The organism is Pseudomonas khavaziana, from assembly GCF_036704165.1.
In the GTDB taxonomy this organism is placed as follows: Bacteria; Pseudomonadota; Gammaproteobacteria; order Pseudomonadales; family Pseudomonadaceae; genus Aquipseudomonas; species Aquipseudomonas khavaziana.
This window is the reverse complement of sequence record NZ_CP129946.1, coordinates 717,032-741,935: the sequence shown is the minus strand read 5'-3', so window position 1 is coordinate 741,935 and position 24,904 is coordinate 717,032. Positions and strand designations below refer to the sequence as shown.

The 24,904-nt window shown below is 61.0% G+C and carries 12 protein-coding genes and 2 pseudogenes; 5 read left to right on the top strand and 9 right to left on the bottom strand.

Translation table 11 applies throughout. The features are described from left to right. Both waaF and glnE read right to left on the bottom strand, forming a co-directional pair. Entirely contained in the window at positions 1 to 1,035 is a 1,035-nt protein-coding gene (gene waaF, locus QYQ93_RS03215; protein WP_043050737.1) for a lipopolysaccharide heptosyltransferase II, read from the bottom strand. Positions 1,036 to 1,089: 54 nt separating this feature from the next. Then, positions 1,090 to 4,029, bottom strand: coding sequence for a bifunctional [glutamate--ammonia ligase]-adenylyl-L-tyrosine phosphorylase/[glutamate--ammonia-ligase] adenylyltransferase (gene glnE, locus QYQ93_RS03210; RefSeq protein ID WP_043050736.1), 2,940 nt, complete (start codon positions 4,027 to 4,029; stop codon positions 1,090 to 1,092). Positions 4,030 to 4,412: 383 nt separating this feature from the next. Here glnE and aceE point away from each other — a divergent pair, with 383 nt between their 5' ends. The 4 genes from aceE (at position 4,413) to msrA (ending at position 12,427) form a co-directional block, all read left to right on the top strand. Continuing rightward, positions 4,413 to 7,058, top strand: a complete 2,646-nt coding sequence (gene aceE, locus QYQ93_RS03205) for a pyruvate dehydrogenase (acetyl-transferring), homodimeric type (RefSeq protein WP_043050735.1) — start codon at positions 4,413 to 4,415, stop codon at positions 7,056 to 7,058. Between the two features lie 11 nt (positions 7,059 to 7,069). Then, positions 7,070 to 8,710: a dihydrolipoyllysine-residue acetyltransferase gene (aceF, locus tag QYQ93_RS03200; protein WP_043050734.1), complete on the top strand. Its 1,641-nt coding sequence runs from the start codon at positions 7,070 to 7,072 to the stop codon at positions 8,708 to 8,710. 303 nt (positions 8,711 to 9,013) lie between these two features. Further along, positions 9,014 to 11,707 (top strand): putative bifunctional diguanylate cyclase/phosphodiesterase, encoded by a 2,694-nt coding sequence (locus QYQ93_RS03195; RefSeq protein WP_338476318.1) that lies wholly within the window; start codon positions 9,014 to 9,016, stop codon positions 11,705 to 11,707. Between the two features lie 72 nt (positions 11,708 to 11,779). Then, complete coding sequence (gene msrA / locus QYQ93_RS03190; RefSeq protein ID WP_043050732.1) at positions 11,780 to 12,427, top strand: peptide-methionine (S)-S-oxide reductase MsrA; 648 nt, start codon at positions 11,780 to 11,782, stop codon at positions 12,425 to 12,427. Here the strand turns inward: msrA and QYQ93_RS03185 are convergent. The 5 genes and pseudogenes from QYQ93_RS03185 to putP form a co-directional block, all read right to left on the bottom strand. Then, a pseudogene (locus QYQ93_RS03185) lies at positions 12,417 to 12,524 on the bottom strand (outer membrane lipoprotein carrier protein LolA); the annotation flags it as partial. The gene msrA and the pseudogene QYQ93_RS03185 overlap by 11 nt on opposite strands. A gap of 18 nt (positions 12,525 to 12,542) precedes the next feature. After that, positions 12,543 to 13,379, bottom strand: a complete 837-nt coding sequence (locus tag QYQ93_RS03180) for a 23S rRNA (adenine(2030)-N(6))-methyltransferase RlmJ (RefSeq protein ID WP_338476317.1) — start codon at positions 13,377 to 13,379, stop codon at positions 12,543 to 12,545. 97 nt (positions 13,380 to 13,476) lie between these two features. Further along, entirely contained in the window at positions 13,477 to 14,202 is a 726-nt protein-coding gene (locus QYQ93_RS03175) for a DUF4123 domain-containing protein (protein WP_043050730.1), read from the bottom strand. After that, positions 14,202 to 16,223, bottom strand: a complete 2,022-nt coding sequence (locus QYQ93_RS03170; protein ID WP_338476315.1) for a type VI secretion system tip protein VgrG — start codon at positions 16,221 to 16,223, stop codon at positions 14,202 to 14,204. The genes QYQ93_RS03175 and QYQ93_RS03170 overlap by 1 nt, the downstream gene beginning before the upstream one ends. A gap of 197 nt (positions 16,224 to 16,420) precedes the next feature. Further along, a complete protein-coding gene (gene putP / locus QYQ93_RS03165; RefSeq protein ID WP_043050728.1) occupies positions 16,421 to 17,905 on the bottom strand; it encodes a sodium/proline symporter PutP in 1,485 nt (494 codons plus the stop codon). 460 nt (positions 17,906 to 18,365) lie between these two features. On the opposite strand from putP, the gene putA reads away from it, so the two are divergent. Then, complete coding sequence (gene putA / locus QYQ93_RS03160; protein ID WP_043050727.1) at positions 18,366 to 22,319, top strand: trifunctional transcriptional regulator/proline dehydrogenase/L-glutamate gamma-semialdehyde dehydrogenase; 3,954 nt, start codon at positions 18,366 to 18,368, stop codon at positions 22,317 to 22,319. A 362-nt stretch (positions 22,320 to 22,681) separates the two neighbouring features. On the opposite strand, the gene QYQ93_RS03155 is transcribed toward putA, so the two are convergent. Next, positions 22,682 to 24,234 (bottom strand): IS3 family transposase gene (locus QYQ93_RS03155; protein WP_124421718.1). Its coding sequence is split into 2 segments (ribosomal slippage): positions 22,682 to 23,772 and positions 23,772 to 24,234, totalling 1,554 coding nucleotides; the frame shifts between segments, so codons are not numbered across the junction. Positions 24,235 to 24,542: 308 nt separating this feature from the next. Continuing rightward, positions 24,543 to 24,665 (bottom strand): annotated as a pseudogene (locus QYQ93_RS03150) (outer membrane lipoprotein carrier protein LolA); the annotation flags it as partial. Positions 24,666 to 24,904 lie beyond the last annotated feature (239 nt).

Below are 24,904 nucleotides of genomic sequence, written 5' to 3'. Positions count from 1 at the left end.
TCAGCGAACCTCGACCACGTCGCCCTGCAACCGCTGCAAGGCATCGGTTACCGGCTGCGGCAATAATTGGCGCAGGCAATTGTAGTGGCCGAAACGGCAGGTACGGTCAAAGCACGGGCTGCAATCCAGGCCCAGGCGCACCACTTCGACCTTGTCGGCCAGGGGTGGGGTAAACCCTGGGGAGGTAGAGCCGTACACCGCCACCAGCGGGCGGTTCAGCGCTGCCGCGACATGCATCAGGCCGGAGTCGTTGGACACCACCGAGTCAGCGCAGGACAGCAAGTCGATGGCCTCGGCCAGGGATGTGTCGCCACTGAGGTTCGTCGCTTCCTCCCGCAGGCCCGGGATCAGGCGCTGGCGAATATCTTCACCGACCGAATGATCGTTCTTCGAACCGAACAGCCACACCTGCCAGCCTTCGCGGATCTTGGTCTCGGCAACCTTGGCGTAATGCTCCGACGGCCAGCGCTTGGACTCGCCAAACTCGGCGCCTGGGCACAAGGCCAATACCGGCCGATCAAGGGTGAGGCCGAACTTGGCCAGTGCCGCGTCGCGGGTCACCGGGTCGATCTGCAAGCTGGGGCGCGGGTACGGCTTGGGCAATTGCGCGCCAGGCTCGTAGGCCAGGGCCATGAAACGCTCAATCATCAGCGGGTAGCGAGCTTTATCCAGCGTGCGCACATCATTGAGCAGCACATAGCGAAACTCGCCGCGCCAGCCGGTGCGCTTGGGGATGCCGGCGAAATACGGCACCAGCGCCGACTTGAGCGAGTTGGGCAACAGGATCGCCTGGTCGTACTGGCCGGCCATGGACTTGCCGATGCGCCGACGGGTCGCCAGTTCCAGGGCGCCGTGGCCGAGCGGAAAGCTCAAGGCCTTGCGCACTTCGGGCATGCGCTCGAGGATCGGCCGGCTCCACTCAGGGGCGAGCACGTCGATCTGGCAGTCTGGATAGCGCTGCCGCAGGCACTGGAACAGTGTCTGTGCCATCACCATGTCACCGACCCAACTGGGCCCAACGATCAGAATATTCATGTAGTTTCCACAAACGATGCGGGGAGGCTTATGCCTCCCCGCCCTAATAGTGTTTCAGCTCAAGCCCAGCGCCTGCCAGATTCGCATTACCTGTCGCCGCTCGTCGGCGAACTGGTCTCCGGCGACCGTGCCGGCCTCGTTCTGCAAAGCCTGGCGGTGCGCGGCTGAGCGGTAGGCCTTGTACACCTCACGCAGCAAATGGGCATCGGCGGCGGGCATCAGCCCGACCTGCTCCAGGCCCTCCAGAATGCGGATATTGTCGGTGTAGCGCAGCAACGATGGATGTTGCGCAGACCACGCCAAAGCCGCGTATTGCACCATAAATTCAATATCGACGATACCTCCGGCGTCCTGCTTGAGATCGAACACCGCCGTAGCCTCGAAGGCATTGGCGCCCCTGCCGGCCGTCGTGGCCCGGGTGCCTAGGTTATCGCGCATCTTGGCACGCATCTCACTGACCTCCTGGCGCAGCTTGGCCAAGTCCCGTTCACGTCCCAACACTTCAGCGCGTACCTGCTCGAATGCCTGGCCCACATCCTGGCTGCCGACCAGCACCCGCGCGCGTATCAGGGCTTGATGCTCCCAGGTCCAGGCTTCATTTTGCTGATAGCGGTCGAATGCGCCCAGGGAACTCACCAGCAGGCCGGATGCGCCGGAAGGTCGCAGGCGCATGTCCACTTCATAGAGCTGGCCGGAGTTGGTCTGGGTGGTCAGCAGGTGAATGATCCGCTGACCCAGGCGCGTAAAGAACTGCGCGCCGTCAATCGGCTTGGCGCCATCGGTCTCGGCCTGGGGGTCACCATCGTGGATAAACACCAGGTCCAGGTCCGAACCATGTCCCAGTTCGATACCGCCGACTTTCCCATACCCGACAATGATGAACCCAGGATCGCACAGCGTACCGTCCAGGCGCTGCGGCGCGCCGTGGCGGGCGACAGTCTGGCGCCAGGCCAGGGCCAGCACTTGCTCAAGAATCGCCTCAGCCAGCCAGGTGAGATAGTCGCTGACTTTCATCAACGGCAGGCTGCCGGCGATTTCCGAGGCGGCCACCCGCAAGCGGTGCGCCAGCTTGAAATGCCGCAGGGCTTCCATCTGCTGCTCAAGGTCATCTTCGGGAATGCGCGTAAGGCGTTCGCGCAACTCGGCGGCCAGTTCCGGCGCCAGCGGCGGCTTGAACAGGCGGCCTTCGTTGAGCAACTCATCCAGCAACAACGGGAAACGGGTGATCTGCTCGGCGATCCACGGGCTGGCGGCGCACAGGGTCAGCAGGCGACGCAGGGCGTCGGGGTTTTCCGTGAGCAGCACCAGATAAGCCGAACGCCGGGCGACCGCCTCCACCAGCGGCAACACACGCTCAAGCACCAGGTCCGGGTTGGCGTGCTCGACGGCCTGGGCCAGCAGGCGCGGGATAAACGCGTCCAAGCGTTCACGGCCCAAGCGCTGCATGGCACGCAATTGCGGGCTACCGCGCAGGCCAGCCAAGGCCTTGAGCGCCTTAGGGGCGTCGGTGAAACCGCCTTCGGCCAGTTGGCGGCACGCGGCGTCTTCATCCTGGGATTCCTCCCACAGTGGCAACCACTCGCCACCGACGACCAGTTCGCTTTCTTCGCCTTCCTCTTCATCCGGGTCGGCAATCACTTGGCGGAAGTGCCAGTCCACGCGGCCACGCCAGTACATCAGGCGCTCGTGGAACGCGGCCCAATCGCTGAAGCCCAGCATAAAGGCGATACGCGCCTGGTCTTCGGGGCTATCGGGGAGCATTTGCGTCTGGCGATCGGCGATCGCCTGGATCGCGTGTTCGGTGTAGCGCAGGAATTCGTAGCCATTGCGCAACTCGGTGATCACCGCCGGCGGCAGGTAACCCTGGCCTTCCAGGGTGCCCAGCACGTTCAGCAACGGACGCTGTTGCAGGCTGAGGTCGCGGCCACCGTGGATCAACTGGAACGCCTGGGCGATAAACTCCACCTCGCGGATCCCGCCTGCACCCAGCTTGATATTGTCGGCCATGCCCTTGCGCCGCACTTCCTGCTGGATCAACTGCTTCATGGTGCGCAGCGCTTCGATGGCGGAGAAATCCAGGTAGCGGCGGTAGACGAACGGCCGCAGCATATCCAGCAACTGCGCGCCCGCCACCTGATCGCCGGCCACCACCCGCGCCTTGATCATCGCGTAGCGTTCCCAGTCCCGGCCCTGATCCTGGTAGTACTGCTCCAGCGCATTGAAGCTAAGCACCAAGGCGCCGGACGAGCCGTAGGGACGCAGACGCATGTCGACCCGGAAGACGAAGCCGTCGACGGTCATCGGGTCGAGGGCCTTGATCAATTTCTGACCAAGGCGGATGAAAAACTCCTGATTATCCAGGGAGCGCTTCACACCCACCGTTTCGCCGCCTTCAGGGTAGGCAAAGATCAGGTCGATATCCGAGGACAGGTTCAATTCCACCGCACCGAGCTTGCCCATGCCGAGGATAACCATGTGCTGGGCTTCACCACTGCGTCGCCCGGTGGGCGTGCCGAACTGGGCGCAATGGCGCTGGTACAACCATTGGTAGGCCTGGTCGATGCTGGCGTCGGCCATGTCAGAGAGATCGCGACAGGTTTGCACCAGGTCGGCCTGACGCGTCAGGTCGCGCCAGATGATGCGCACTTGCTGGCGCGTGCGCTGGCGGCGCAATACCCGGCCCAACTCATCTTCTGTTTCGGCTTGTTGCACTGCTCCGGCAATCTGGCTGCACAGCTCACCGGGCGCAAAGCCGCGGTCCAGCTCACCCCAGGCCACCAATTCGAGCAACATCAAAGGGTCACGAACACTCTGTTCAATGACGAAATCACTGGCTGCGCACACGCGGGCGAAGTCGGCCCACCGTTGCGGCGTCCACGCAGAAAGGCCATGATCGTCATCCAGCGCGGCCACTGCGTCACGAAATGACTGCTCGGCCCGGCTGGCGTAAGGCAGGAGAATGGCCGGCAGCTCGGCCAGCGTGGGAAGGCTCATGGTCTATCCTTGATCGGCGCGTAAATGGCCTGTAGCTGTGAACGCAAGAACCACCCTCGGTGATGGACTGTCGAACAAAGGTTATAAATAGCTGAAATTAAATCAATCTTGGCAGACAGCATTAAACTTTCACCTTTTCTTGTTCGCAAAAGATCAACAATAACGATTATGCTCACCAGCCAGACCGAGCCATACGCTCAGTCTTGTGTAGTTTTACTACTCGTATATACATTCGAAAGGCTGAAATGGCCGACGATTTGTAGTAAAACTACAGGACGCCGAAGCAACCTTCGGCCATCCAAGAATTTATGTCGTCTGCCCACAAGGCCAGTCGCAAACTTCAGGCAACCGATTCTGGTAGCCTTTCCGCCCTGGAGCAAGCCATGCAAGACCTCGATCCCGTCGAAACCCAGGAATGGCTGGACGCCCTGGAATCGGTTCTCGACAAAGAAGGCGAAGACCGTGCTCACTACCTGATGACCCGTATGGGCGAACTCGCGACCCGCAGCGGCTCGCAATTGCCTTACGCCATCACCACGCCATACCGCAACACCATCCCCGTTACCCACGAAGCACGCATGCCTGGCGACCTGTTCATGGAACGCCGCATTCGCTCGCTGGTACGTTGGAACGCCATGGCGATGGTAATGCGCACGAACTTGAAAGATTCTGACCTGGGCGGTCACATCTCCAGCTTCGCTTCCAGCGCAACCCTGTATGACATCGGCTTCAACTACTTCTTCCAGGCCCCGACCGACGAACACGGCGGCGACCTGATCTACTTCCAGGGCCACACCTCGCCAGGCGTCTACGCCCGTGCGTTCATGGAAGGTCGCATCAGCGAAGAACAAATGAACAACTTCCGCCAGGAAGTCGACGGTCAGGGCCTGTCGTCCTACCCGCACCCTTGGCTGATGCCTGATTTCTGGCAGTTCCCGACCGTTTCCATGGGTCTGGGCCCGATCCAGGCGATCTACCAGGCACGTTTCATGAAGTACCTGGAAGCCCGCGGCTTCATCCCCGAAGGCAAGCAGAAAGTCTGGTGCTTCCTGGGTGACGGCGAGTGCGACGAACCGGAATCCCTGGGTGCCATCTCCCTGGCCGGCCGCGAGAAGCTCGACAACCTGATTTTCGTCATCAACTGCAACCTGCAGCGCCTCGACGGCCCGGTTCGCGGCAACGGCAAGATCATCCAGGAACTTGAAGGCGTGTTCCGTGGCGCCCACTGGAACGTGACCAAGGTCATCTGGGGCCGCTTCTGGGACCCGCTGCTGGCCAAGGACGTCGACGGCATCCTGCAACGTCGCATGGACGAAGTCATCGACGGCGAATACCAGAACTACAAGGCTAAAGACGGTGCGTTCGTTCGCGAGCACTTCTTCAACACGCCTGAACTCAAGGCGATGGTTGCCGACCTGTCCGACGACGAGATCTGGAAGCTCAACCGTGGCGGCCACGACCCGTACAAGGTCTACGCGGCGTATCACCAGGCGGTCAACCACAAGGAACAACCCACCGTCATCCTGGCCAAGACCATCAAGGGTTATGGCACCGGTGCCGGCGAAGCGAAGAACACCGCGCACAACACCAAGAAAGTCGATGTCGACAGCCTGAAGTTGTTCCGCGACCGCTTCGACATCCCGGTCAAGGACGAAGAGCTGGAGAACCTGCCGTTCTTCAAGCCTGAGCCAAACAGCGCCGAAGCCCGCTACCTGAGCGAGCGTCGCAGCGCATTGGGCGGTTTCGTGCCACAGCGCCGCGCCAACAGCTTCAGCGTACCGACACCGGACCTGAGCACCCTCAAGGCCATCCTTGACGGCTCGGGCGACCGTGAAATCTCCACCACCATGGCCTTCGTGCGCATCCTTGCGCAACTGGTCAAGGACAAGGAAATCGGCCCGCGCATCGTCCCGATCATCCCGGACGAAGCCCGTACCTTCGGCATGGAAGGCATGTTCCGCCAGTTGGGCATCTACTCTTCCGTCGGCCAGCTCTACGAGCCAGTCGATAAAGACCAGGTGATGTTCTACAAGGAAGACAAAAAGGGCCAGATCCTCGAAGAAGGCATCAACGAAGCGGGCGCCATGAGCTCCTTCATCGCTGCCGGTACTTCGTACTCCAGCCACAACCAGCCGATGCTGCCGTTCTACATCTTCTACTCGATGTTCGGCTTCCAGCGTATCGGCGACCTGGCCTGGGCAGCAGGCGACAGCCGTACCCGTGGTTTCCTGATCGGCGGTACCGCCGGCCGCACCACGCTGAACGGCGAAGGCCTGCAACACGAAGACGGTCACAGCCACATCCTGGCTGCCACCATCCCGAACTGCCGCACCTTTGATCCAACCTACGGCTACGAGCTGGCGGTGATCATCCAGGACGGCATGAAGAAGATGACCGAAGAGCAGCAGGACGTTTTCTACTACATCACCGTGATGAACGAGTCCTACCAGCAGCCTGCCATGCCGGCCGGCGTGGAAGAAGGCATCATCAAGGGCATGTACCTGCTCGAAGAAGACACCAAGGAAGCGGCGCACCACGTGCAACTGATGGGCTCCGGCACCATCCTGCGCGAAGTGCGTGAAGCGGCTAAGATCCTGCGTGACGAGTTCAACGTCGGCGCCGATGTGTGGAGCGTGACCAGCTTCAACGAACTGCGTCGCGACGGCCTGGCCGTAGAGCGCAGCAACCGCCTGCACCCTGGCCAGAAACCTGCAAAGAGCTACGTCGAAGAGTGCCTGGCCGGCCGTAAGGGTCCAGTCATTGCCTCTACCGACTACATGAAGCTGTTTGCTGAACAAATTCGCCAGTGGGTCCCGTCCAAGGAATTCAAAGTCCTGGGCACCGACGGTTTCGGCCGCAGTGACAGCCGCAAGAAGCTGCGTCACTTCTTCGAAGTCGACCGTCACTTCGTGGTGTTGGCAGCCCTGGAAGCCTTGGCTGACCGTGGTGAGATCGAACCCAAGGTGGTGGCTGACGCCATCGTCAAGTTCGGGATCAACCCGGAAAAACGCAACCCACTGGACTGCTGAGGAGACTTTTTGTGAGCGAACTCATTCGCGTACCTGACATCGGCAGCGGTGAAGGTGAAGTAATCGAGCTGTTTGTGAAGGTCGGCGACACCGTCGAAGCCGACCAGAGCATCCTGACCCTGGAATCGGACAAGGCGAGCATGGAAATCCCTGCTCCCAAGGCCGGCGTGGTCAAGAGCCTGAAAGTGAAGCTGGGCGACCGCCTGAAAGAAGGTGACGAACTGCTGGAGCTGGAAATCGAAGGTGCTGCTGATGCAGCCCCTGCGGCCGCGGCCCCTGCTGCCGCTGCTGCGCCAGCACCCGCTGAAAAGCCAGCCGAAGCACCTGCCGCTGCGGCTGCTGAACCCGCCGCCGCCACCGTCCAGGACATCCACGTCCCGGACATCGGTTCGTCGGGCAAGGCCAAGATCATCGAGCTGCTGGTCAAGGTCGGCGACACCGTCGAAGCTGACCAGTCGCTGATCACCCTGGAGTCCGACAAGGCTTCCATGGAAATCCCTTCGCCGGCTGCCGGCGTGGTGGAAAGCATCGCGGTCAAGCTGGAAGACGAAGTCGGCACTGGTGACTTCATCCTCAAGCTGAAAGTACAAGGTGCTGCGCCAGCCGCCGCACCAGCACCGGCTGCTGCTCCGGCTGCCAAGGCTGAAGCGGCACCTGCCGCTGCTGCCCCTGCACCTGCCGCAAAAGCCGAAGCTGCGCCAGCCCCTGCGGCTGCCGCACCTGCGCCAAGCGGTGCCAAGGTGCATGCCGGCCCTGCGGTGCGTCAACTGGCCCGTGAGTTCGGCGTTGAGCTCAATGCTGTGTCGGCCACTGGCCCTCACGGTCGCGTGCTGAAGGAAGACGTGCAGGTCTACGTCAAGGCCATGATGCAAAAAGCCAAGGAAGCGCCAGCTGCCGGTGGCGCTACCGGTGGTTCGGGCATTCCGCCGATCCGTACCGTGGACTTCAGCCGCTTCGGCGAAATCGAAGAAGTGCCGATGACCCGCCTGATGCAAATCGGCGCGGCCGGCCTGCACGCGAGCTGGCTGAACATCCCGCACGTGACCCAGTTCGACCAGGCCGACATCACCGACCTGGAAGCTTTCCGCGTTGCGCAGAAAGCCGTGGCCGAAAAGGCTGGCGTTAAACTGACCGTGCTGCCACTGCTGCTCAAGGCGTGCGCGCATCTGCTCAAGGAACTGCCGGACTTCAACGCCTCGCTGGCGCCAAGTGGCAAGGCGATCATCCGCAAGAAGTACGTGCACATCGGTTTCGCGGTCGACACCCCGGATGGCCTGCTGGTGCCGGTCATCAAGAACGTTGACCAGAAGAGCCTGCTGCAACTCGCTGGCGAAGCCGCTGCACTGGCTGCCAAGGCCCGCGACAAGAAGCTCACCCCGGACGACATGCAGGGCGCCTGCTTCACCATCTCCAGCCTCGGTCACATTGGCGGCACTGGCTTCACGCCAATCGTCAACGCGCCGGAAGTGGCGATTTTGGGTGTTTCCAAGGCCACCATTCAGCCTGTGTGGGACGGCAAAGCGTTCCAGCCGAAGCTGATGCTGCCACTGTCGCTGTCCTACGATCACCGTGTGATCAACGGCGCCGCGGCGGCACGCTTCACCCAGCGCCTGAGCCAGTTGCTGAACGACATCCGCACCATCCTGCTGTAAGCCGCAGGGCCTTCCTTTCACTGGGAAGGCCCTTGCCGCACCGATTTCCGAGCGCCACGCTCGTACCTCAACCCCGCCGCTTGGCGGGGCTTTTTTTGCGCGCTCGGTGTACGCACAGGACAGGTTTGTACACCTTCTGTCACTTCGATTGCAGAAATCCTTCGCGCGGCCGATAACTGCCTTATAGCACTTAGCCTTCATCCTCTCTTGTCAGTGCGTGCCGCATGATGCAACCTTGCCGCAGGCGACAGTAAAGAGGGCGTGAGCCGGGCGCCACGCGCATTTTCCCAAGCGAGTTTCCCCATGAAAAGCCAACCCGATGTCGCCCGTATGGCGACCGAGGTAGTGACGCAATTACCGGTGCCTTCGCGCCTCGGTATGCTGCGTTTCGAGCGGCTTAATGAGGCAAGCTGGGCCCTGCTGTACCTCGATCCCAATTGCGAGCGCCAATTCGGCCTGCCAGCGGTGGAACTCTGTGCCCTGATCGGCACGCCCTACGCCAGCCTCATGGAGCCCCAGGCGCGCTATCAGCTGCACGACGCGATCCAGCAGCAGCTGACCCACAGCCCCCATTACCTGGTGCGCTACACCCTGCACACCCATGACGGCCCGATGAGCCTGCTGGAAATGGGCGAGGCCTACAAACAACACAACCGCCATCTGCTGCGCGGCTACCTGATGGTGGTCGACGGGCTGTTCAGCGATAACACCGCGCCCGCCCCGACCGCCGACCTGGAAAACCAGAACAGCCGCCTGCAGATCGCCCTGGAACTCAACCAGCGCGCCCAGCAAGAACAGCTGCAACACCTGGAGCGAGTACGCGCCCAGCAGGAGTTGATCCTGCTGCTGGCGCGCCAACGCTACACCACGCCCAATTCTCTGCGCGAAGCCGCCGAGCTGATTACCCGCAGCGCCTGCGACATCTACCAGATCGATTGCGCCAGCATCTGGAACCTGGAGGGTCAGCGCCTGGTGCCGATCTCGGCGTACCACCGCGCCGACCAACAGTACCGCCTGCCCGACGCCATCGACGCCAGTGGTTTCCCGGATTACCTGGAAGCCCTGCACTCCAGCCGCGCCATTGATGCCACCCATGCCCTGCGCGACCCGCGCACCCGGGAAATGGCCGAAAGCCTGCGTGCCAAAGATATTCACGCAATGCTCGACGCCAGCATTCGGGTCGACGGCCAGGTGGTCGGCGTGCTGTGCCTGGAACAATGCGGCAGCTCGCGGGCGTGGCAGTCCGATGAGATCGCGTTTGCCGGCGAGTTGGCGGACCAGTTCGCCCAGGTCATCAACAACCATAACCGCCGCACCGCCACCAGCGCCCTGCATCTGTTCCAGCGTGCAGTGGAACAAAGCGCCAACGCCTTTCTGCTGGTCAACTGCGACGGCGTGGTGGAGTACGTCAACCCCAGTTTCACTGCGATCACCCAGTACAGCGCCGAAGAAGTCCACGGCCATCGCCTGGCCCAACTGCCGGCCCTTGAAAATCTCAGCGAATTGCTGTTCGACGCCCCCTCGGCCCTGGCCAAAAGCAACAGCTGGCAGGGTGAGTTCAAAAGCCGGCGCAAGAACCTGGAACCCTACTGGGGCCAGCTGTCGATTTCCAAGGTGTACGGCGACAACCGCGAGCTGACCCACTACATCGGCATCTACGAGGACATCACCCAGACCAAGCTGGCGCAGCAGCGCATCGAACGCCTGGCCTACACCGACAACCTGACCAACCTGGGCAACCGACCGGCGTTTATCCGCAACCTCGACGAACGCTTTGCCCGCGACAGCGACAGCCCGATCAGCCTGCTGCTGGTGGACATCGACAACTTCAAGCGCATCAACGACAGCCTCGGCCACCAGACCGGCGACAAGTTGTTGATCAGCCTGGCCCGCCGTCTGCGTAACAGCTTGAGCAGCGGCGGCAGCCTTGCGCGCTTTGCCAGTAACGAGTTTGCGGTACTGTTGGACGACGCCGACCTAGAGACCGGACAACAGGTCGCCTGCCAATTGCTGGCCACCCTCGACAAACCGATGTTCGTCGACAACCAGCTGATCAGCGTCACCGGCTCCGTAGGACTGGCCTGCGCGCCACTGCATGGTCGTGACCCACAGACCCTGATGCGCAACGCCGGGCTGGCCCTGCACAAGGCCAAGGCCAACGGCAAGCACCAGGTGCAGGTATTTACCGAAGCCTTGAACGCCGAGGCCAGCTACAAGCTGTTCGTGGAAAACAACCTGCGCCGCGCCCTGACCCAGAACGAACTGGACGTGTTCTACCAGCCCAAGCTGTGCCTGCGCAGCGGCCGTTTGCTAGGCATGGAAGCGCTGCTGCGCTGGAATCACCCGGAAAAGGGCATGATCCGCCCCGACCAGTTCATCAGCGTGGCCGAAGAGACTGGGCTGATCATCCCTATCGGCAAATGGATAGCCCGCCAGGCCTGTCGCATGAGCCGACAGTTGAGCGCCGCAGGCATGGGCAATCTGCAGGTGGCGATCAATCTGTCGCCCAAGCAGTTTTCCGACCCGGACCTGGTGGCCTCGATCGCCACGATCCTCAAGGAAGAACAACTGCCGGCCAATCTGCTGGAGCTGGAGCTGACCGAAGGTTTACTGCTGGAGGCCACCGAAGACACGCGCCTGCAACTGGACCAGCTCAAGAGCTTCGGCCTGACCCTGGCCATGGATGACTTTGGCACCGGTTACTCGTCGTTGAGCTACTTGAAAAAATTCCCCATCGACATCATTAAGATTGATCGTAGCTTTATCCACGAAATCCCGGACAACCAGGACGACATGGAAATCACCTCGGCGGTGATCGCCATGGCCCACAACCTCAAGCTCAAGGTGGTGGCTGAAGGCATCGAGACTGCCGAGCAATTGGCGTTCCTGCGCCGGCATCGCTGCGATGTCGGCCAGGGCTACCTGTTCGACCGGCCGATCCCCGGTACAGAGCTGCTGGAAAAGCTCAAACGCTATCCACGTGGCCCAATCGCCTGACAGCGCTGTAACACTCGGGCACACTGGCTGTCTGACAATTTACTGCTACTCAACCTGACGAGAGGACTGATCATGGTCTTGCGCTCGGAAATTCTGGTGAACAAAAACGTGCTGCCTACTCAAGAACAAGCTCTGCCTGGCCGTGAAACCCCGATGGCGCTGCCAGAGACCCACTTCGTCAACGGCAACCCGCTGCTGGGCCCGTTCATTGATGACGTCGGCTTTGCGATCTTCGGCCTGGGGTGTTTCTGGGGCGCGGAACGTAAATTCTGGGAGCGCGACGGCGTGGTCAGCACGGTGGTCGGCTATGCCGGCGGCTTTACGCCGAACCCGACTTACGAAGAAGTCTGCTCAGGCCTGACCGGCCACAGCGAAGTGGTGCTGGTGGTGTATGACCAGGCCAAGGTCAAGTATGAAGACCTGTTGAAGATGTTCTGGGAACTGCATAACCCTACCCAGGGCATGCGCCAAGGCAATGACATTGGCAGCCAGTACCGTTCGGTGATCTATGCAACCACGCCTGAACAGCTGGCGGCAGCCAAAGCCAGTGCCGAGGCTTATCAAGCTGAATTGACCAAAGCCGGCGTGGGTACTATTACCACTGAAATCGACGAAGCACCGACGGTGTACTTCGCTGAAGCCTACCACCAGCAGTACCTGGCGAAGAACCCGCAGGGCTACTGCGGGATAGGCGGCACCGGCGTGACCTGCCCGATCTGACGCCGATCTCTGTAGGAGCGAGCTTGCTCGCGAAAAACCTGAGAGCGCCGCAGGGCGTCAGGTTTCCCGCGTTATCGTTAACGATTTTCGCGAGCAAGCTCGCTCCTACAGTTGATTATTCGGCGATGAGCCAATCCATCTGCCACCCACCCTGGGTCTGGCCAAGCTTCTTGGACAGCCACGGCAGTAGCTCACGCAACTCCTCTTCCAAACCCCACGGCGGGTTGGCAATCGCCAGGCCCGAGCCGGTCAGGGTGTTGGGGGTGTTCAGGGGATGCACCAGCAGCTCCACACGCAGCAACTTCGGCGCACCGGTGCCGGCCAGGTCCTGGTAGAAGCGGCGCAACATGCGCTGGTCCTTCACCGGGTACCAGATCGCCGCGACCGTCTGGCGCATACGGCCAACCGCTTCCTTGAGGGACGCCGCGCAACGCTGCATTTCATCGAGCTGTTCAAAGGGCGGGTCGATCAGCATCAGCGCGCGTTTTTCCGGCACCGGCAGCAAGGCCCGTGGCACATGCCAGCCTTCGCCCAGGTGCACTTTGACGCGGCGATCACCCTTCATATTGTCCTTGAGCAGCACGCCGTCTTCCGGGTGCTTTTCGTTGAGCATCACGCGGTCCTGTGGCCGCGTGAGGCGTCGGGCCAGCTCCGGCGAGCCCGGGTAATAGCGCAACTGGCCATCCGGGTTCATCTCGTGCAGCACGCGCATGTAGTCAGCGGTGAGCGGCGGCAGGTCGCTGGCACCCCACAGGCGGGCGATGCCTTCAAGGTATTCACCGGTACGGTTAGCCTGGTCGCCCTGCAGGTCATACAGGCCAATGCCGGCGTGGGTATCGAGGTAGGCGAACGGCTGCTCCTTGCGCGACATCAGGGCGATGAGTCGGGTCAAGGTCAGGTGTTTGAAGACATCGGCGTGGTTGCCGGCGTGAAAGGCGTGACGATAATTCATGGTTGCTCCTGCGCAGGGGGCGAAGTTTACCTTCAACCGGCGCAAAGGTGCAGGGCCGCAAGGCGGGCGGTACGGATGACACGCTATAGCCGTCCGCTCAACTCAATTGCACGGCGATGTAATCCGCCAATGCAGCAGGGCTGATATCCGGCCCGCGTGCGAAGTAGGCGACCTTGTGCTGCAAGGTGGCTGGTGTAAACGCGGTATACAGGTCAGGGCACTGCTCCTGGAGCCATTGCAGCAGGTTGTCGACCAGTACCTGCGGTGACTGCTGCGCCAGGTGCGCCAGTAATGGCGCCGGCACTTGCCACCAGGGGCTGGCCCTGGCCGGCGCGACCGGGCGCGACGTCACTGACAGCGGCTGGCCGTTGATCAGATAACGCTGGAACACCGGTAACACATGCCCGGCCTTGTCACCCAAGTGCTGCAAGATCGGCAGAAACTGCGCGCCGTCCCAGAAGCGCAAAAATACCGGCTGGTTTTCGGGCAGGTACACCTGGGTCAAGCCCTTCAGATGCTCGATCACAACGTCCAACGGGCAGGACGCGACTGCCAGCCAGCCCCAATCCAACGCCTGGGCGGCGACGACCCAATCGAGGAAGGCACTGCCCGGTTCGACGACAGCCACGTAAGGCATCACGTCCTTCCAATCGGCGTAGGCCGTGCCCGCCCAGACCGGTTGTGGTGGCTTCCCGACCGCCATGGCTTGCCAGGCGGCAAACGGCTGGGCATCGCTGGCACTGCCCAGCACGGCGTACATCCGTTCATCCGGTTGCAGTGGGTACTTCGCCAGCCAGGCGCTGGGCGTCAAAGGCGCTGCCATCAGGGCAAACTCCGTGCATGAGCGCTGATATCGCATTGCCCGTTCTTGCAGCGTTCACACTCTTCGCAAAACGGCGCGCTGCGTTTCAGGCTGGCCACTTGCACGCGGCTTAACGGTACCGGAATAACTGCCAGCAACGTCTCCTTCAACCCAGGCACCAATGGCGCTACCGCTGGGGCAGGCGACCCGCCGAGCTGAATCGGCGCACTGCTGAAGATCCCGGCAGCCGACAGCGTGATCGACTGCCCTCCTGCTTGAATGGTCACGCTGGCACCCGCGTCAATGACGATGCTTTGCCCAGCCCCCAGCTGAATGGTCTGCCCGGCACGCATATGCTGCGAACCACCGACCACCAGATGATCATCCTGCTTGAGTTCAGTCAGGCGATTGCCATGGGTGATGCGCTGCTCTTCGCCCTGCAACTCATGGCACGACTCACCGCCCACCCGCACACGACGCTGGTTATCGACCCGTAGCTGCTGGTCATTCAGCACATGCTGGGTCCAGTCGCGCTGGGCGCGCAGGTAGATCTCCTCGGCGCCCTTGCGGTCTTCGATACGTAATTCGTTGTAGCCTTCCCCACCCGGGCTGCTCTGGCTACGCCATATGCTACGGGTTTTGTCCGCCGGTAGGTCGAGAGGCATCGGCGTGGCGGCATTTGGCAAACAGCCCACCACCAGCGGCATATCCAGGTCGCCATTGACGAAGCCCACCAGCACTTCCATGCCGACCCTGGGGATCAGCACCGCACCATAGCGGTCATGGGCCCAGCCGCTGGCGACCCGCAACCAGCAACTGGAATGCTCGTCGTGCTCACCTACGCGGTCCCAGGCCAGTTGCACCTTGACCCGACCGTATTCGTCGCAATGGATTTCACTGCCCACCGGGCCAGTGACCACGGCGCTTTGATAACCCGGTACGCTCGGGCGCGGCTGCTCAGGCAAGGGCGGGCGAAAGACTGCATCCCAGGGTGCGGCGGCAAATGTATTGCGATATCCCTGGCGAAATTCTCCCCCAGCCACCTCGGTGACCGCTTCCTCCAGTACCTGGGGCTGCTTGCCTTCGTGGGTCACTTGCGTGACCAGCCACAAGTCGTTCCAGCCCTCGCACGGGTGGTCCCGCAGTTGCAGAAACCGACCGCTGGCCAAGGCCGGCTCGTCACCTTGGCCATAGGCAACCCGATAGTCACTACGGTGCCGCTCCAAGCCACGCTGGGCGAGATACTTCCCATGGGCCCGGTCGGAAAAATGGCCGGGGAATTGCTGCATTTCAAGCGTTGGGGGCTGTTCGTCGCCGGCCGTGTTTTCCAGCTCGAAGCGTGGTTGGCGAAAATCATAATCGCGCAGATTGACCGCCGTGGTACGGGTTGCCAGCTGCAGCGTAAAGCGCTTGATCGCGGGGGTATCGGCAACCATTCCTGAACCGGGTCGGTAAGGTGTAGGTTGATCTGCCTGGGCAAACACCGTCTGGTCATCGCCAAACACCAGCAAATGTCCTTCGGGAGCATGCTGGAAGTGATAGTGAATGCCAAGTTCGGCACATAGGCGCTGGATGAACGCCAGATCAGTCTCGCCGAACTGCACGCAGTACTCGCGCTCAGGGTAATCGCCGCTGAGCCGGAACTCGAAGCGATCGCTTTGAATCCCTTGCCCTACCAACACCTGCGCAACAATCTGCGGCACCGTCTTATGTTGGAAAATACGTTGCTGGCTGCTGTGCACCAGGTACGCCAAATGGGGCACGAGGCTGAGCTGATAACGCGTCAGGCGTCGCCCGGAATCGCCCCGGGCGACCCGATAAACCAAGCCGTGAACACCATGGCCCTGCTCATTGAACCCCAAATACGCCTGGCGATGCAGCAAGCCCTCCAAATCAAGATCCGGTTGCTCGCTGACCAGCTCAAGCTCAAACCGGTACGGCTGGCTGATGGCCTCCGTGCCGCTGAACTTGAACACCTTTAAGTCGCTGGGCACCCCATCAAGGGCCAGGGTAAATGCACTTTGATTGGCAGGAGCGAACATCCGGTGTTTCTCTGCGAAGGGTGGTCGGCCGATTCTGCACCAGCTTGTCGCCAGCCAGGACTCATCGCAGGCAAATCAGTAAGGTCCTACCCTTGGCTTCATTCAGCAGCTGCCGAGGGCTCACACAAAAAAAGGCCCGGCATCCTCAGGACGCGGGCCTTTTTCACTCGCTCAACAGGCGTTAAACGCCCAAGGAATTACTTGTTGAGGTTGTAGTCTTTCTCCGCAGCATCAAAACGCTCGACCATACCCGCAGTCGGTGCGCCCATTTTGCTCACGAAGTAGATCGCCAGGCTGGCGAAGATGAAGCCTGGGATGATTTCGTACAGGCCCAGCAGCTCGAAGTGCTTCCACACGATCACGGTAATCGCGCCGACCAGGATGCCCGCCAGTGCGCCGTTACGGGTCATGTGTTTCCAGATAACCGAGATCAGCACCACCGGGCCGAACGCCGCGCCAAAGCCAGCCCAGGCGTAGCTGACCAGGCCCAGTACGCGGTTTTCCGGGTTGGCGGCCATGGCAATGGCGATCAAGGCCACCACCAGCACCATGATGCGACCGACCCATACCAGCTCGAGCTGGGAAGCACCTTTACGCAGGAACGCCTTGTAGAAGTCTTCGGTCAGGGCGCTGGAGCACACCAGCAACTGGCAGCTCAGGGTGCTCATGACGGCAGCGAGGATGGCCGACAGCAGGACACCGGCAACCCATGGGTTGAACAGGATCTTGGCCAGCTCGATAAACACTCGCTCAGGGTTTTCAGTTACCGGGCCTGCCACTTCCGGATGCGCCGAGAAGTAGGCGATACCGAAGAAACCCACTGCCACGGTGCCGCCCAGGCACAGGATCATCCAGGTCATGGAGATGCGACGCGCCTTGGCGATCGACTTCACCGAATCCGCCGCCATGAAACGCGCAAGAATGTGCGGCTGGCCGAAGTAACCCAGGCCCCAGCCCATCAGCGAGATGATGCCGATGAAGGTGGTGTTTTTCAGCATGTCGAAGTTGGTCGGGTCCTTGGCTTCGATGGCCAGGAAGGTGGTGTCGACACCGCCAGTTGCCAGCAGCACGATGATTGGCGTCAGGATCAGCGCAAAAATCATCAGCGTGGCTTGTACGGTGTCGGTCCAGCTGACCGCCAGGAAACCACCGATAAAGGTGTAGGCAATGGTCGCCGCAGCACCGGCCCACAGCGCAGTCTCATAGGACATGCCGAAGGTGCTTTCGAACAGGCGGGCACCGGCGACGATGCCGGAAGCGCAGTAGATGGTGAAGAACACCAGGATCACCACGGCGGAGATGATCCGCAGCAGGCCGCTTTTATCTTCAAAGCGGCTGGAGAAGTAATCCGGCAAGGTCAGGGCGTCGCCGTTGTGTTCGGTCTGCACCCGCAGGCGGCCGGCCACGAACAACCAGTTGAGGTAGGCACCGACGATCAGGCCGATGGCAATCCAGCTTTCCGACAGACCGGACATGTAGATCGCGCCCGGCAAGCCCATCAACAACCAGCCGCTCATGTCGGAAGCACCGGCTGACAAGGCTGTCACCACGCTACCGAGGCTGCGACCGCCGAGGATGTAATCGGAAAGGTTGTTGGTGGAGCGATAGGCCATCAGGCCGATCAGCACCATTGCTGCAATGTAGATCACGAACGTGATCAGGGTTGGATTGCTAACGCTCATAGGAGTGACGCCCTGGCTTTGTTTTTATGTAGCGACGGTCAGTCGGACGACCATCGGTCAGTAACCGGATAGACGAGCCTGCGTGCCGCGCATTTATGACTGGCGTTTCCCCAGGAAAGCCGCCAGCCGATGAACCACCCCTAGAGATGGTTGCACCTTGGTGCGCGAATGCTATTCAACAAAGCAAATAAGGTGCAACCAGTTTCTTTCTAATAAGTTGCACCCAAGTGTGTTTCTGGACAAACGCCCTGTTTTTGCTCCTTTTCGGAGCAAGAACAGCCGATCTCAGAAGCAAAAGCACCAAGACAAAGCCGATTCCGCCGTTGCCTCATTTTTTTCCGATCAACCGTCGAAAATTTCCTGAACAAAAGGGTTGCACCCGGTTGCACCTGCGCATGGGCAAAGCTAATCTTGCCGCCAGCAGATGCCACTCGGTAGTGGCACCCATGAGGATAAAAAGATGGCAACGACCACCCTTGGGGTCAAACTCGACGACCCGACCCGCGAACGCCTTAAGGCCGCCGCGACCTCCATTGATCGCACGCCGCACTGGCTGATCAAACAGGCGATTTTCAATTACCTGGAGAAACTCGAGGGTGGTGCAACCCTGTCCGAGCTCAATGGCTCGGGTAGCAAAGACGCCGAAGACGCTGGCGAAATCCAGGCGGACCACGCCCATCAATGCTTCCTGGAGTTCGCCGAAAGCATCCTGCCGCAATCGGTACTGCGTGCCTCGATCACCGCCGCGTACCGCCGCCCGGAGCCGGAAGTGGTGCCGATGCTGATCGAGCAGGCGCGCCTGCCGGTCGAAATGGCCGAAGCCACCAACAAGCTGGCCGCCTCGATCGCTGAAAAACTGCGCAATCAGAAGAGCGCCGGTGGCCGTGCCGGTATTGTCCAGGGCCTGCTGCAGGAATTCTCCCTGTCGTCCCAGGAAGGCGTGGCGCTGATGTGCCTGGCCGAAGCGTTGTTGCGCATCCCGGACAAAGGCACCCGTGATGCGCTGATCCGCGACAAGATCAGCACCGGCAACTGGCACCCACATTTGGGCAACAGCCCGTCGCTGTTCGTCAACGCCGCTACCTGGGGCCTGCTGCTGACCGGCAAACTGGTCGCCACCCATAACGAGGCAGGCTTGACCTCGTCCCTGAGCCGCATCATCGGCAAAAGCGGCGAGCCGATGATCCGCAAGGGCGTCGACATGGCCATGCGCCTGATGGGCGAGCAGTTCGTCACCGGCGAAACCATCGCCGAAGCCCTGGCCAACGCGAGCAAGTTCGAAGCCAAAGGCTTCCGTTATTCCTACGATATGCTCGGTGAAGCCGCGCTCACCGAACACGATGCCCAGAAGTACCTGGCCTCGTATGAACAAGCCATTCACTCCATCGGCAAAGCCTCCCATGGCCGTGGGATCTATGAGGGCCCGGGCATCTCCATCAAGCTTTCCGCCCTGCACCCGCGCTACAGCCGTGCACAGTACGAGCGTGTGATGGACGAGCTGTACCCACGCCTGCTGTCGCTGACCCTGCTGGCCAAGCAATACGACATCGGCCTGAACATCGACGCCGAAGAAGCCGACCGCCTGGAGCTGTCCCTGGACCTGCTCGAGCGCCTGTGCTTCGAGCCGCAACTGACCGGCTGGAACGGTATCGGTTTTGTGATCCAGGCTTACCAGAAGCGTTGCCCGTATGTGATCGACTACGTCATCGACCTGGCCCGTCGCAGCCGCCACCGCCTGATGATCCGCCTGGTAAAAGGCGCGTACTGGGACAGCGAAATCAAGCGCGCCCAGGTCGAGGGCCTGGAAGGCTACCCGGTGTACACCCGCAAGGTTTACACCGACGTTTCCTACATTGCCTGTGCACGCAAACTGCTGTCGGTGCCGGAAGCCATCTACCCGCAGTTCGCCACGCACAACGCCCACACCCTGTCGGCCATCTACCATATCGCCGGCCAGAACTATTACCCCGGCCAGTACGAGTTCCAATGCCTGCACGGCATGGGTGAACCGTTGTACGAGCAAGTGGTAGGCAAGATCTCCGAAGGCAAGCTGAACCGTCCGTGCCGTGTGTACGCACCGGTCGGCACCCACGAAACGCTGCTGGCCTACCTGGTACGCCGCCTGCTGGAAAATGGCGCCAATACCTCGTTCGTCAACCGTATCGCTGACCAATCCATCTCGATCCAGGAGCTGGTGGCCGATCCAGTGGCCAGCATCGAGCAGATGGCCACGCTGGAAGGCGGCTTCGGCTTGCCGCACCCGCGTATCCCGCTGCCGCGTGACCTGTATGGCAGCGACCGCGCCAACTCGGCCGGTATCGATTTGGCCAACGAACACCGCCTGGCGTCGCTGTCCTGCGCCCTGCTGGCTACCGCCCACAACAACTGGAAAGCCGCGCCGATGCTCGGTTGCGCCTCCAGCCAGGAAGCGGCACAGCCAGTGCTGAACCCCTCCGACCTGCGTGATGTGGTCGGCCATGTACAGGAAGCCACCGTCGAAGACGTCGACAACGCGATCCAGTGCGCCATCAGCGCCGCGCCGATCTGGCAGGCCACCCCGCCCGCCGAACGCGCCGCGATCCTGGAGCGTGCCGCCGACCTGATGGAAGGCGAGATCCAGCCGCTGATGGGCCTGCTGGCCCGCGAAGCCGGCAAGACCTTCGCCAATGCCATCGCCGAAGTGCGTGAAGCCGTGGACTTCCTGCGTTACTACGCGGTGCAGGCGCGCAACGATTTCACCAATGATGCCCATCGCCCACTGGGCCCGGTGGTATGCATCAGCCCGTGGAACTTCCCGCTGGCGATCTTCAGCGGCCAGGTTGCCGCAGCATTGGCCGCCGGTAACCCGGTCTTGGCCAAGCCCGCCGAACAGACCCCGCTGGTTGCCGCCCAAGCCGTGCGCATCCTGCTCGAAGCCGGTATTCCGGAAGGCGTGCTGCAACTGCTGCCGGGCCAGGGCGAAAGCGTCGGTGCCCGCCTGGTGGGTGATGATCGCGTCAAAGGCGTGATGTTCACCGGTTCCACCGAGGTTGCGCGCTTGCTGCAACGCAATGTCGCCGGGCGCCTGGACGCCCAGGGTCGCCCGATCCCACTGATCGCCGAAACCGGTGGCCAGAACGCAATGATCGTTGACTCGTCGGCACTCACTGAACAGGTGGTGATCGACGTGGTGTCCTCGGCTTTCGACAGCGCCGGCCAACGTTGCTCGGCCCTGCGCGTGTTGTGCCTGCAGGAAGATTCGGCAGACCGTGTGATCGAAATGCTCAAGGGCGCCATGGCTGAATGCCGCCTGGGCAACCCTGAGCGCCTGTCGGTGGACATCGGCCCGGTGATCGACGCCGAAGCCAAGGCCGGCATCGAGAAACACATCCAGGCCATGCGTGACAAAGGCCGCACTGTGTACCAGGTGGCGATTGCCGACGGCGAAGAGATCAAGCGCGGCACCTTCGTGACGCCCACCCTGATCGAGCTGGAAAGCTTCGACGAGCTGCAACGGGAAATCTTCGGCCCGGTGCTGCACGTGGTGCGCTACAAGCGCAAAGAGATCGACCAGCTGATCGGTCAGATCAACGCGTCGGGCTACGGCCTGACCCTGGGCGTGCACACCCGCATCGACGAAACCATCGCCAAGGTGATCGACAACGTCAATGCCGGTAACGTCTACGTCAACCGCAACATTGTGGGTGCCGTGGTCGGCGTGCAGCCGTTCGGTGGCGAAGGCCTGTCGGGCACTGGCCCGAAAGCCGGTGGTCCGCTTTACCTGTACCGCCTGCTGTCGACTCGCCCTACCGATGCGATCGAGCAGTCCTTCGTACGCGGCGACAAGCTGGCTGCACCCGATGTGCGCCTGCGCGATGCCATGAGCCAAGCGCTGACCTCCCTGAAATCCTGGGCCGACAGCAACAAGTTCAGTGAGCTGAGCGCGCTGTGCACTCAGTTCGCCGCACAGTCCCAGAGCGGTATCACCCGCCAACTGGCCGGCCCGACAGGCGAGCGCAACAGCTATGCCATCCTGCCGCGCGAGCACGTGCTGTGCCTGGCTGAAGTGGAAGGCGACTTGCTCACTCAACTGGCGGCGGTGTTGGCGGTAGGCGGTTCGGCGGTATGGCCGGAAACCGAGCTGACCAAAGCGTTGTTCGCACGCCTGCCGAAGGATATTCAGGCGAAGATCAAGCGCGTGGCCGACTGGACCAAGGACGACGTGGTGTTCGACGCCGTTCTGCACCACGGTGATTCCGACCAATTGCGTGCGGTGTGCCAGCAAGTGGCGCAGCGTGGTGGGGCGATTGTCGGGGTACATGGCATGTCTCAGGGTGAGACGGCCATTGCCCTGGAGCGTTTGGTGATCGAGCGGGCGTTGAGCGTCAACACCGCAGCGGCAGGCGGTAACGCCAGCCTGATGACTATCGGTTAAACACTGTGGGAGGGGGCTTGCTCCCGATAGCGGAGTGTCAGTCAGCACATTGGACACGGACACACCGCTATCGGGAGCAAGCCCCCTCTTATCAAACTTCAAATAATCTACTGATTTTAAAGAGTTAAAATTTAGTCTTAACACCGGATATTTTGGAGGCGGCCCGGGTTGCTGCGCGACGGCGCTACGTCGACGATGTGACCGGGTTGTTGGGTTGTTGGGGCGAGTACATATCCGTTGCTTAGGTAACGGCCACTATAGGTTCCGCCCTTACGGCGGCTCACTTTGCAAAAGCGGCAAAGTAAGCAAAACGCTCTTGCCCCACCGGCGTTTTTCAAGGTAGTTGTCGCGTCAACCGTCTGCTATGCCGCTTTTTGTTCGGTCTGCTGTTCCCTATCCGGATTCAGCAGCACCGTTCCTACTGGTTCCCAGTTACGTGTTTGTCCTGACCACCGTTCAGGTCTTTTCCGGCGCTCCCGCTCATACAGCTCATGACGCAGCGCCAGTATCTGATGATCTTTCCCTCCATGGCGCTCTGATGGGGTGACGAAGCGGATCCGGCTGTGCCTGTGTTCGCTGTTGTACCACCGCATAAAATCCCTCACCCAAGTCCGTGCAGCGTCTAAGCTGGCGAAGCCTTCCAAGGGCCATTGCGGGCAGTATTTCAATGTTCTAAACAGTGATTCCGAATACGGGTTGTCATTGCTTACACGTGGACGACCGCGAGAAGGCGTGATACCCAGCTCATACATTTTGCTTAACAGCGTCACCGATTTCATTGGCGCTCCGTTATCAGAGTGCAATACCAAGGGCTCACGCAGGCACTTCTCATTGATCACGCTACGTTGCAACAGCGCAGCAGCTTTTTCACCACTTTCTTCATCATAAACTTCCCAACCTACCGCCTTGCGGCTGTAAATATCTTCGATCAAATACAGGTAAAAATACTTACCGCGTATGGGCGAAGGAAGATACGTGATGTCCCACGACCACACCTGATTAGGCCTCTGAGCTGCGTGCGTTGTCGGCATTACTACGCGCCGAGGTCGTCGACTACGACCTCTGTGGTGTTGTTGGCCGGCTGCTCGCAAGATGCGATAAAACGTAGCTTCCGACGCCAGATACCGTGCTTCGTCTGCCAGGCGCGGAACGATCTGGCTGGGAGGTAAATGGGCGTATAGCGGGCTGTTGCACAGGGTTACGATGGCTTGTCTTTCAATTTCACTCAGCGCATTACGCGGCTTGGGCCGCAAGGTGGTGGTGCGCGCATCGGCCTGTAACTCTGGCGCCTGAGTCCAGCGCTGCAAGGTTCGCAGCGACAGTCCAACCTCTTGGCAAGCGCGTAATTTTCGGGCGCCTGCGACGATGGCTTCAATCAACCAACCCACCAACAACTGCCGTTCCGGCAAAGAAGTCAGTTGTCCTCGCCGTCGGTCCCCCAGTAATCGTTGAGCTTTTTTCGCAGCACTAACAACGCTGCGGTTTCGGCCAATGCAGCGTCTTTACGGCGCAGATCGCGCTCCAGCTCCAGGATGCGTTTTTTGTCTTTACGCGTCTGCTCATGGTCAGCCATTTTTTGGATCTGCACCGCCTCTTGACCGCTAATACAGGCTTGACGCCAAGCATTGATCTGCTCGGGGTAAAGGCCGTTTCGACGGCAGTACTCACCTAATTCAAGTTGCGTCAGGCTGGCTGTTTCAATGACAGCGGTCAACCGGGCCTCAGCAGACCATTTATCAGAAAGCGATATATCTTCTGGCACTTTGCTTCCTTGGACACTGGCCATCTTGCGCCAGGTATACAGCGATACATCGCTGACCCCTTCACGGCGACAAACTTCGGCTACCGTCAGGTTCAGCGGGGGAAGCAACATCTTAAGCAATGTGGCTTTACGTTCGGGTGAATAGTACGTCACAACCTGTCTCTTTCCGCCCTCGGTATGCTTTTTTGGGGGTAAATCAGGAGAGGCGACAACTATCCTGACACCGGGGGCCACCACTCGGCACCTCGCCTAGGCTCGGTGTGCCCGAACGAAGGCTTGAATCCGTGGGCCGCCGTCATGGGCCATCCCTGGCCCAGGACGGCTAACCCGGCGTCCTGCCGGGTTACCCACGGATTCAAGCCTGCGTTCGGCCAGCGTGGTTTAACGGGGCGCCTAAGATCAAAAGCAAGATCAAGAGCGACTCGCTGCGCATCGCAGATACGCTGGCGGCGCGTCTGCTTTACTGTAGGAGCGAGCTTGCTCGCGAAAAACCTGAGAACGCCGCGTTCTTTCTGGTTTCCCGCGTCATCGTTAACGACCTTCGCGGGCAAGCCCGCTCCCACAGGGGTACGCGCACACTTCAACGATCAGGTCGGCTATAAGGCCGCCTCGCTGTGTTTTTGATCTAAGGCGCCCCGTTAAACCACGCTGGCCGGAATTCGACAGGGATTTGGGGGGTAAACCGGCAGGGATGCCGGTTTAGCCGCCCCGCGCCATGGATGGCGCGTGGCGGCGGCCCCCCAAATCCCTGTCGGATTACGGGCACACCGAGCCTAAGCGAGGTGCCGAGTGGTGGGGCAAGAGCGTTTTGCTTACTTTTGCG

What these genes read in the sequence shown, in the direction of transcription:
- waaF (WP_043050737.1), bottom strand. Translation starts at nt 1,035, where the DNA reads ATGAATATTCTGATCGTTGGGCCCAGTTGGGTCGGTGACATGGTGATG.
- glnE (WP_043050736.1), bottom strand. Translation starts at nt 4,029, where the DNA reads ATGAGCCTTCCCACGCTGGCCGAGCTGCCGGCCATTCTCCTGCCTTAC.
- aceE (WP_043050735.1), top strand. Translation starts at nt 4,413, where the DNA reads ATGCAAGACCTCGATCCCGTCGAAACCCAGGAATGGCTGGACGCCCTG.
- QYQ93_RS03195 (WP_338476318.1), top strand. Translation starts at nt 9,014, where the DNA reads ATGAAAAGCCAACCCGATGTCGCCCGTATGGCGACCGAGGTAGTGACG.
- msrA (WP_043050732.1), top strand. Translation starts at nt 11,780, where the DNA reads ATGGTCTTGCGCTCGGAAATTCTGGTGAACAAAAACGTGCTGCCTACT.
- QYQ93_RS03180 (WP_338476317.1), bottom strand. Translation starts at nt 13,379, where the DNA reads ATGAATTATCGTCACGCCTTTCACGCCGGCAACCACGCCGATGTCTTC.
- QYQ93_RS03175 (WP_043050730.1), bottom strand. Translation starts at nt 14,202, where the DNA reads ATGGCAGCGCCTTTGACGCCCAGCGCCTGGCTGGCGAAGTACCCACTG.
- QYQ93_RS03170 (WP_338476315.1), bottom strand. Translation starts at nt 16,223, where the DNA reads ATGTTCGCTCCTGCCAATCAAAGTGCATTTACCCTGGCCCTTGATGGG.
- putP (WP_043050728.1), bottom strand. Translation starts at nt 17,905, where the DNA reads ATGAGCGTTAGCAATCCAACCCTGATCACGTTCGTGATCTACATTGCA.
- putA (WP_043050727.1), top strand. Translation starts at nt 18,366, where the DNA reads ATGGCAACGACCACCCTTGGGGTCAAACTCGACGACCCGACCCGCGAA.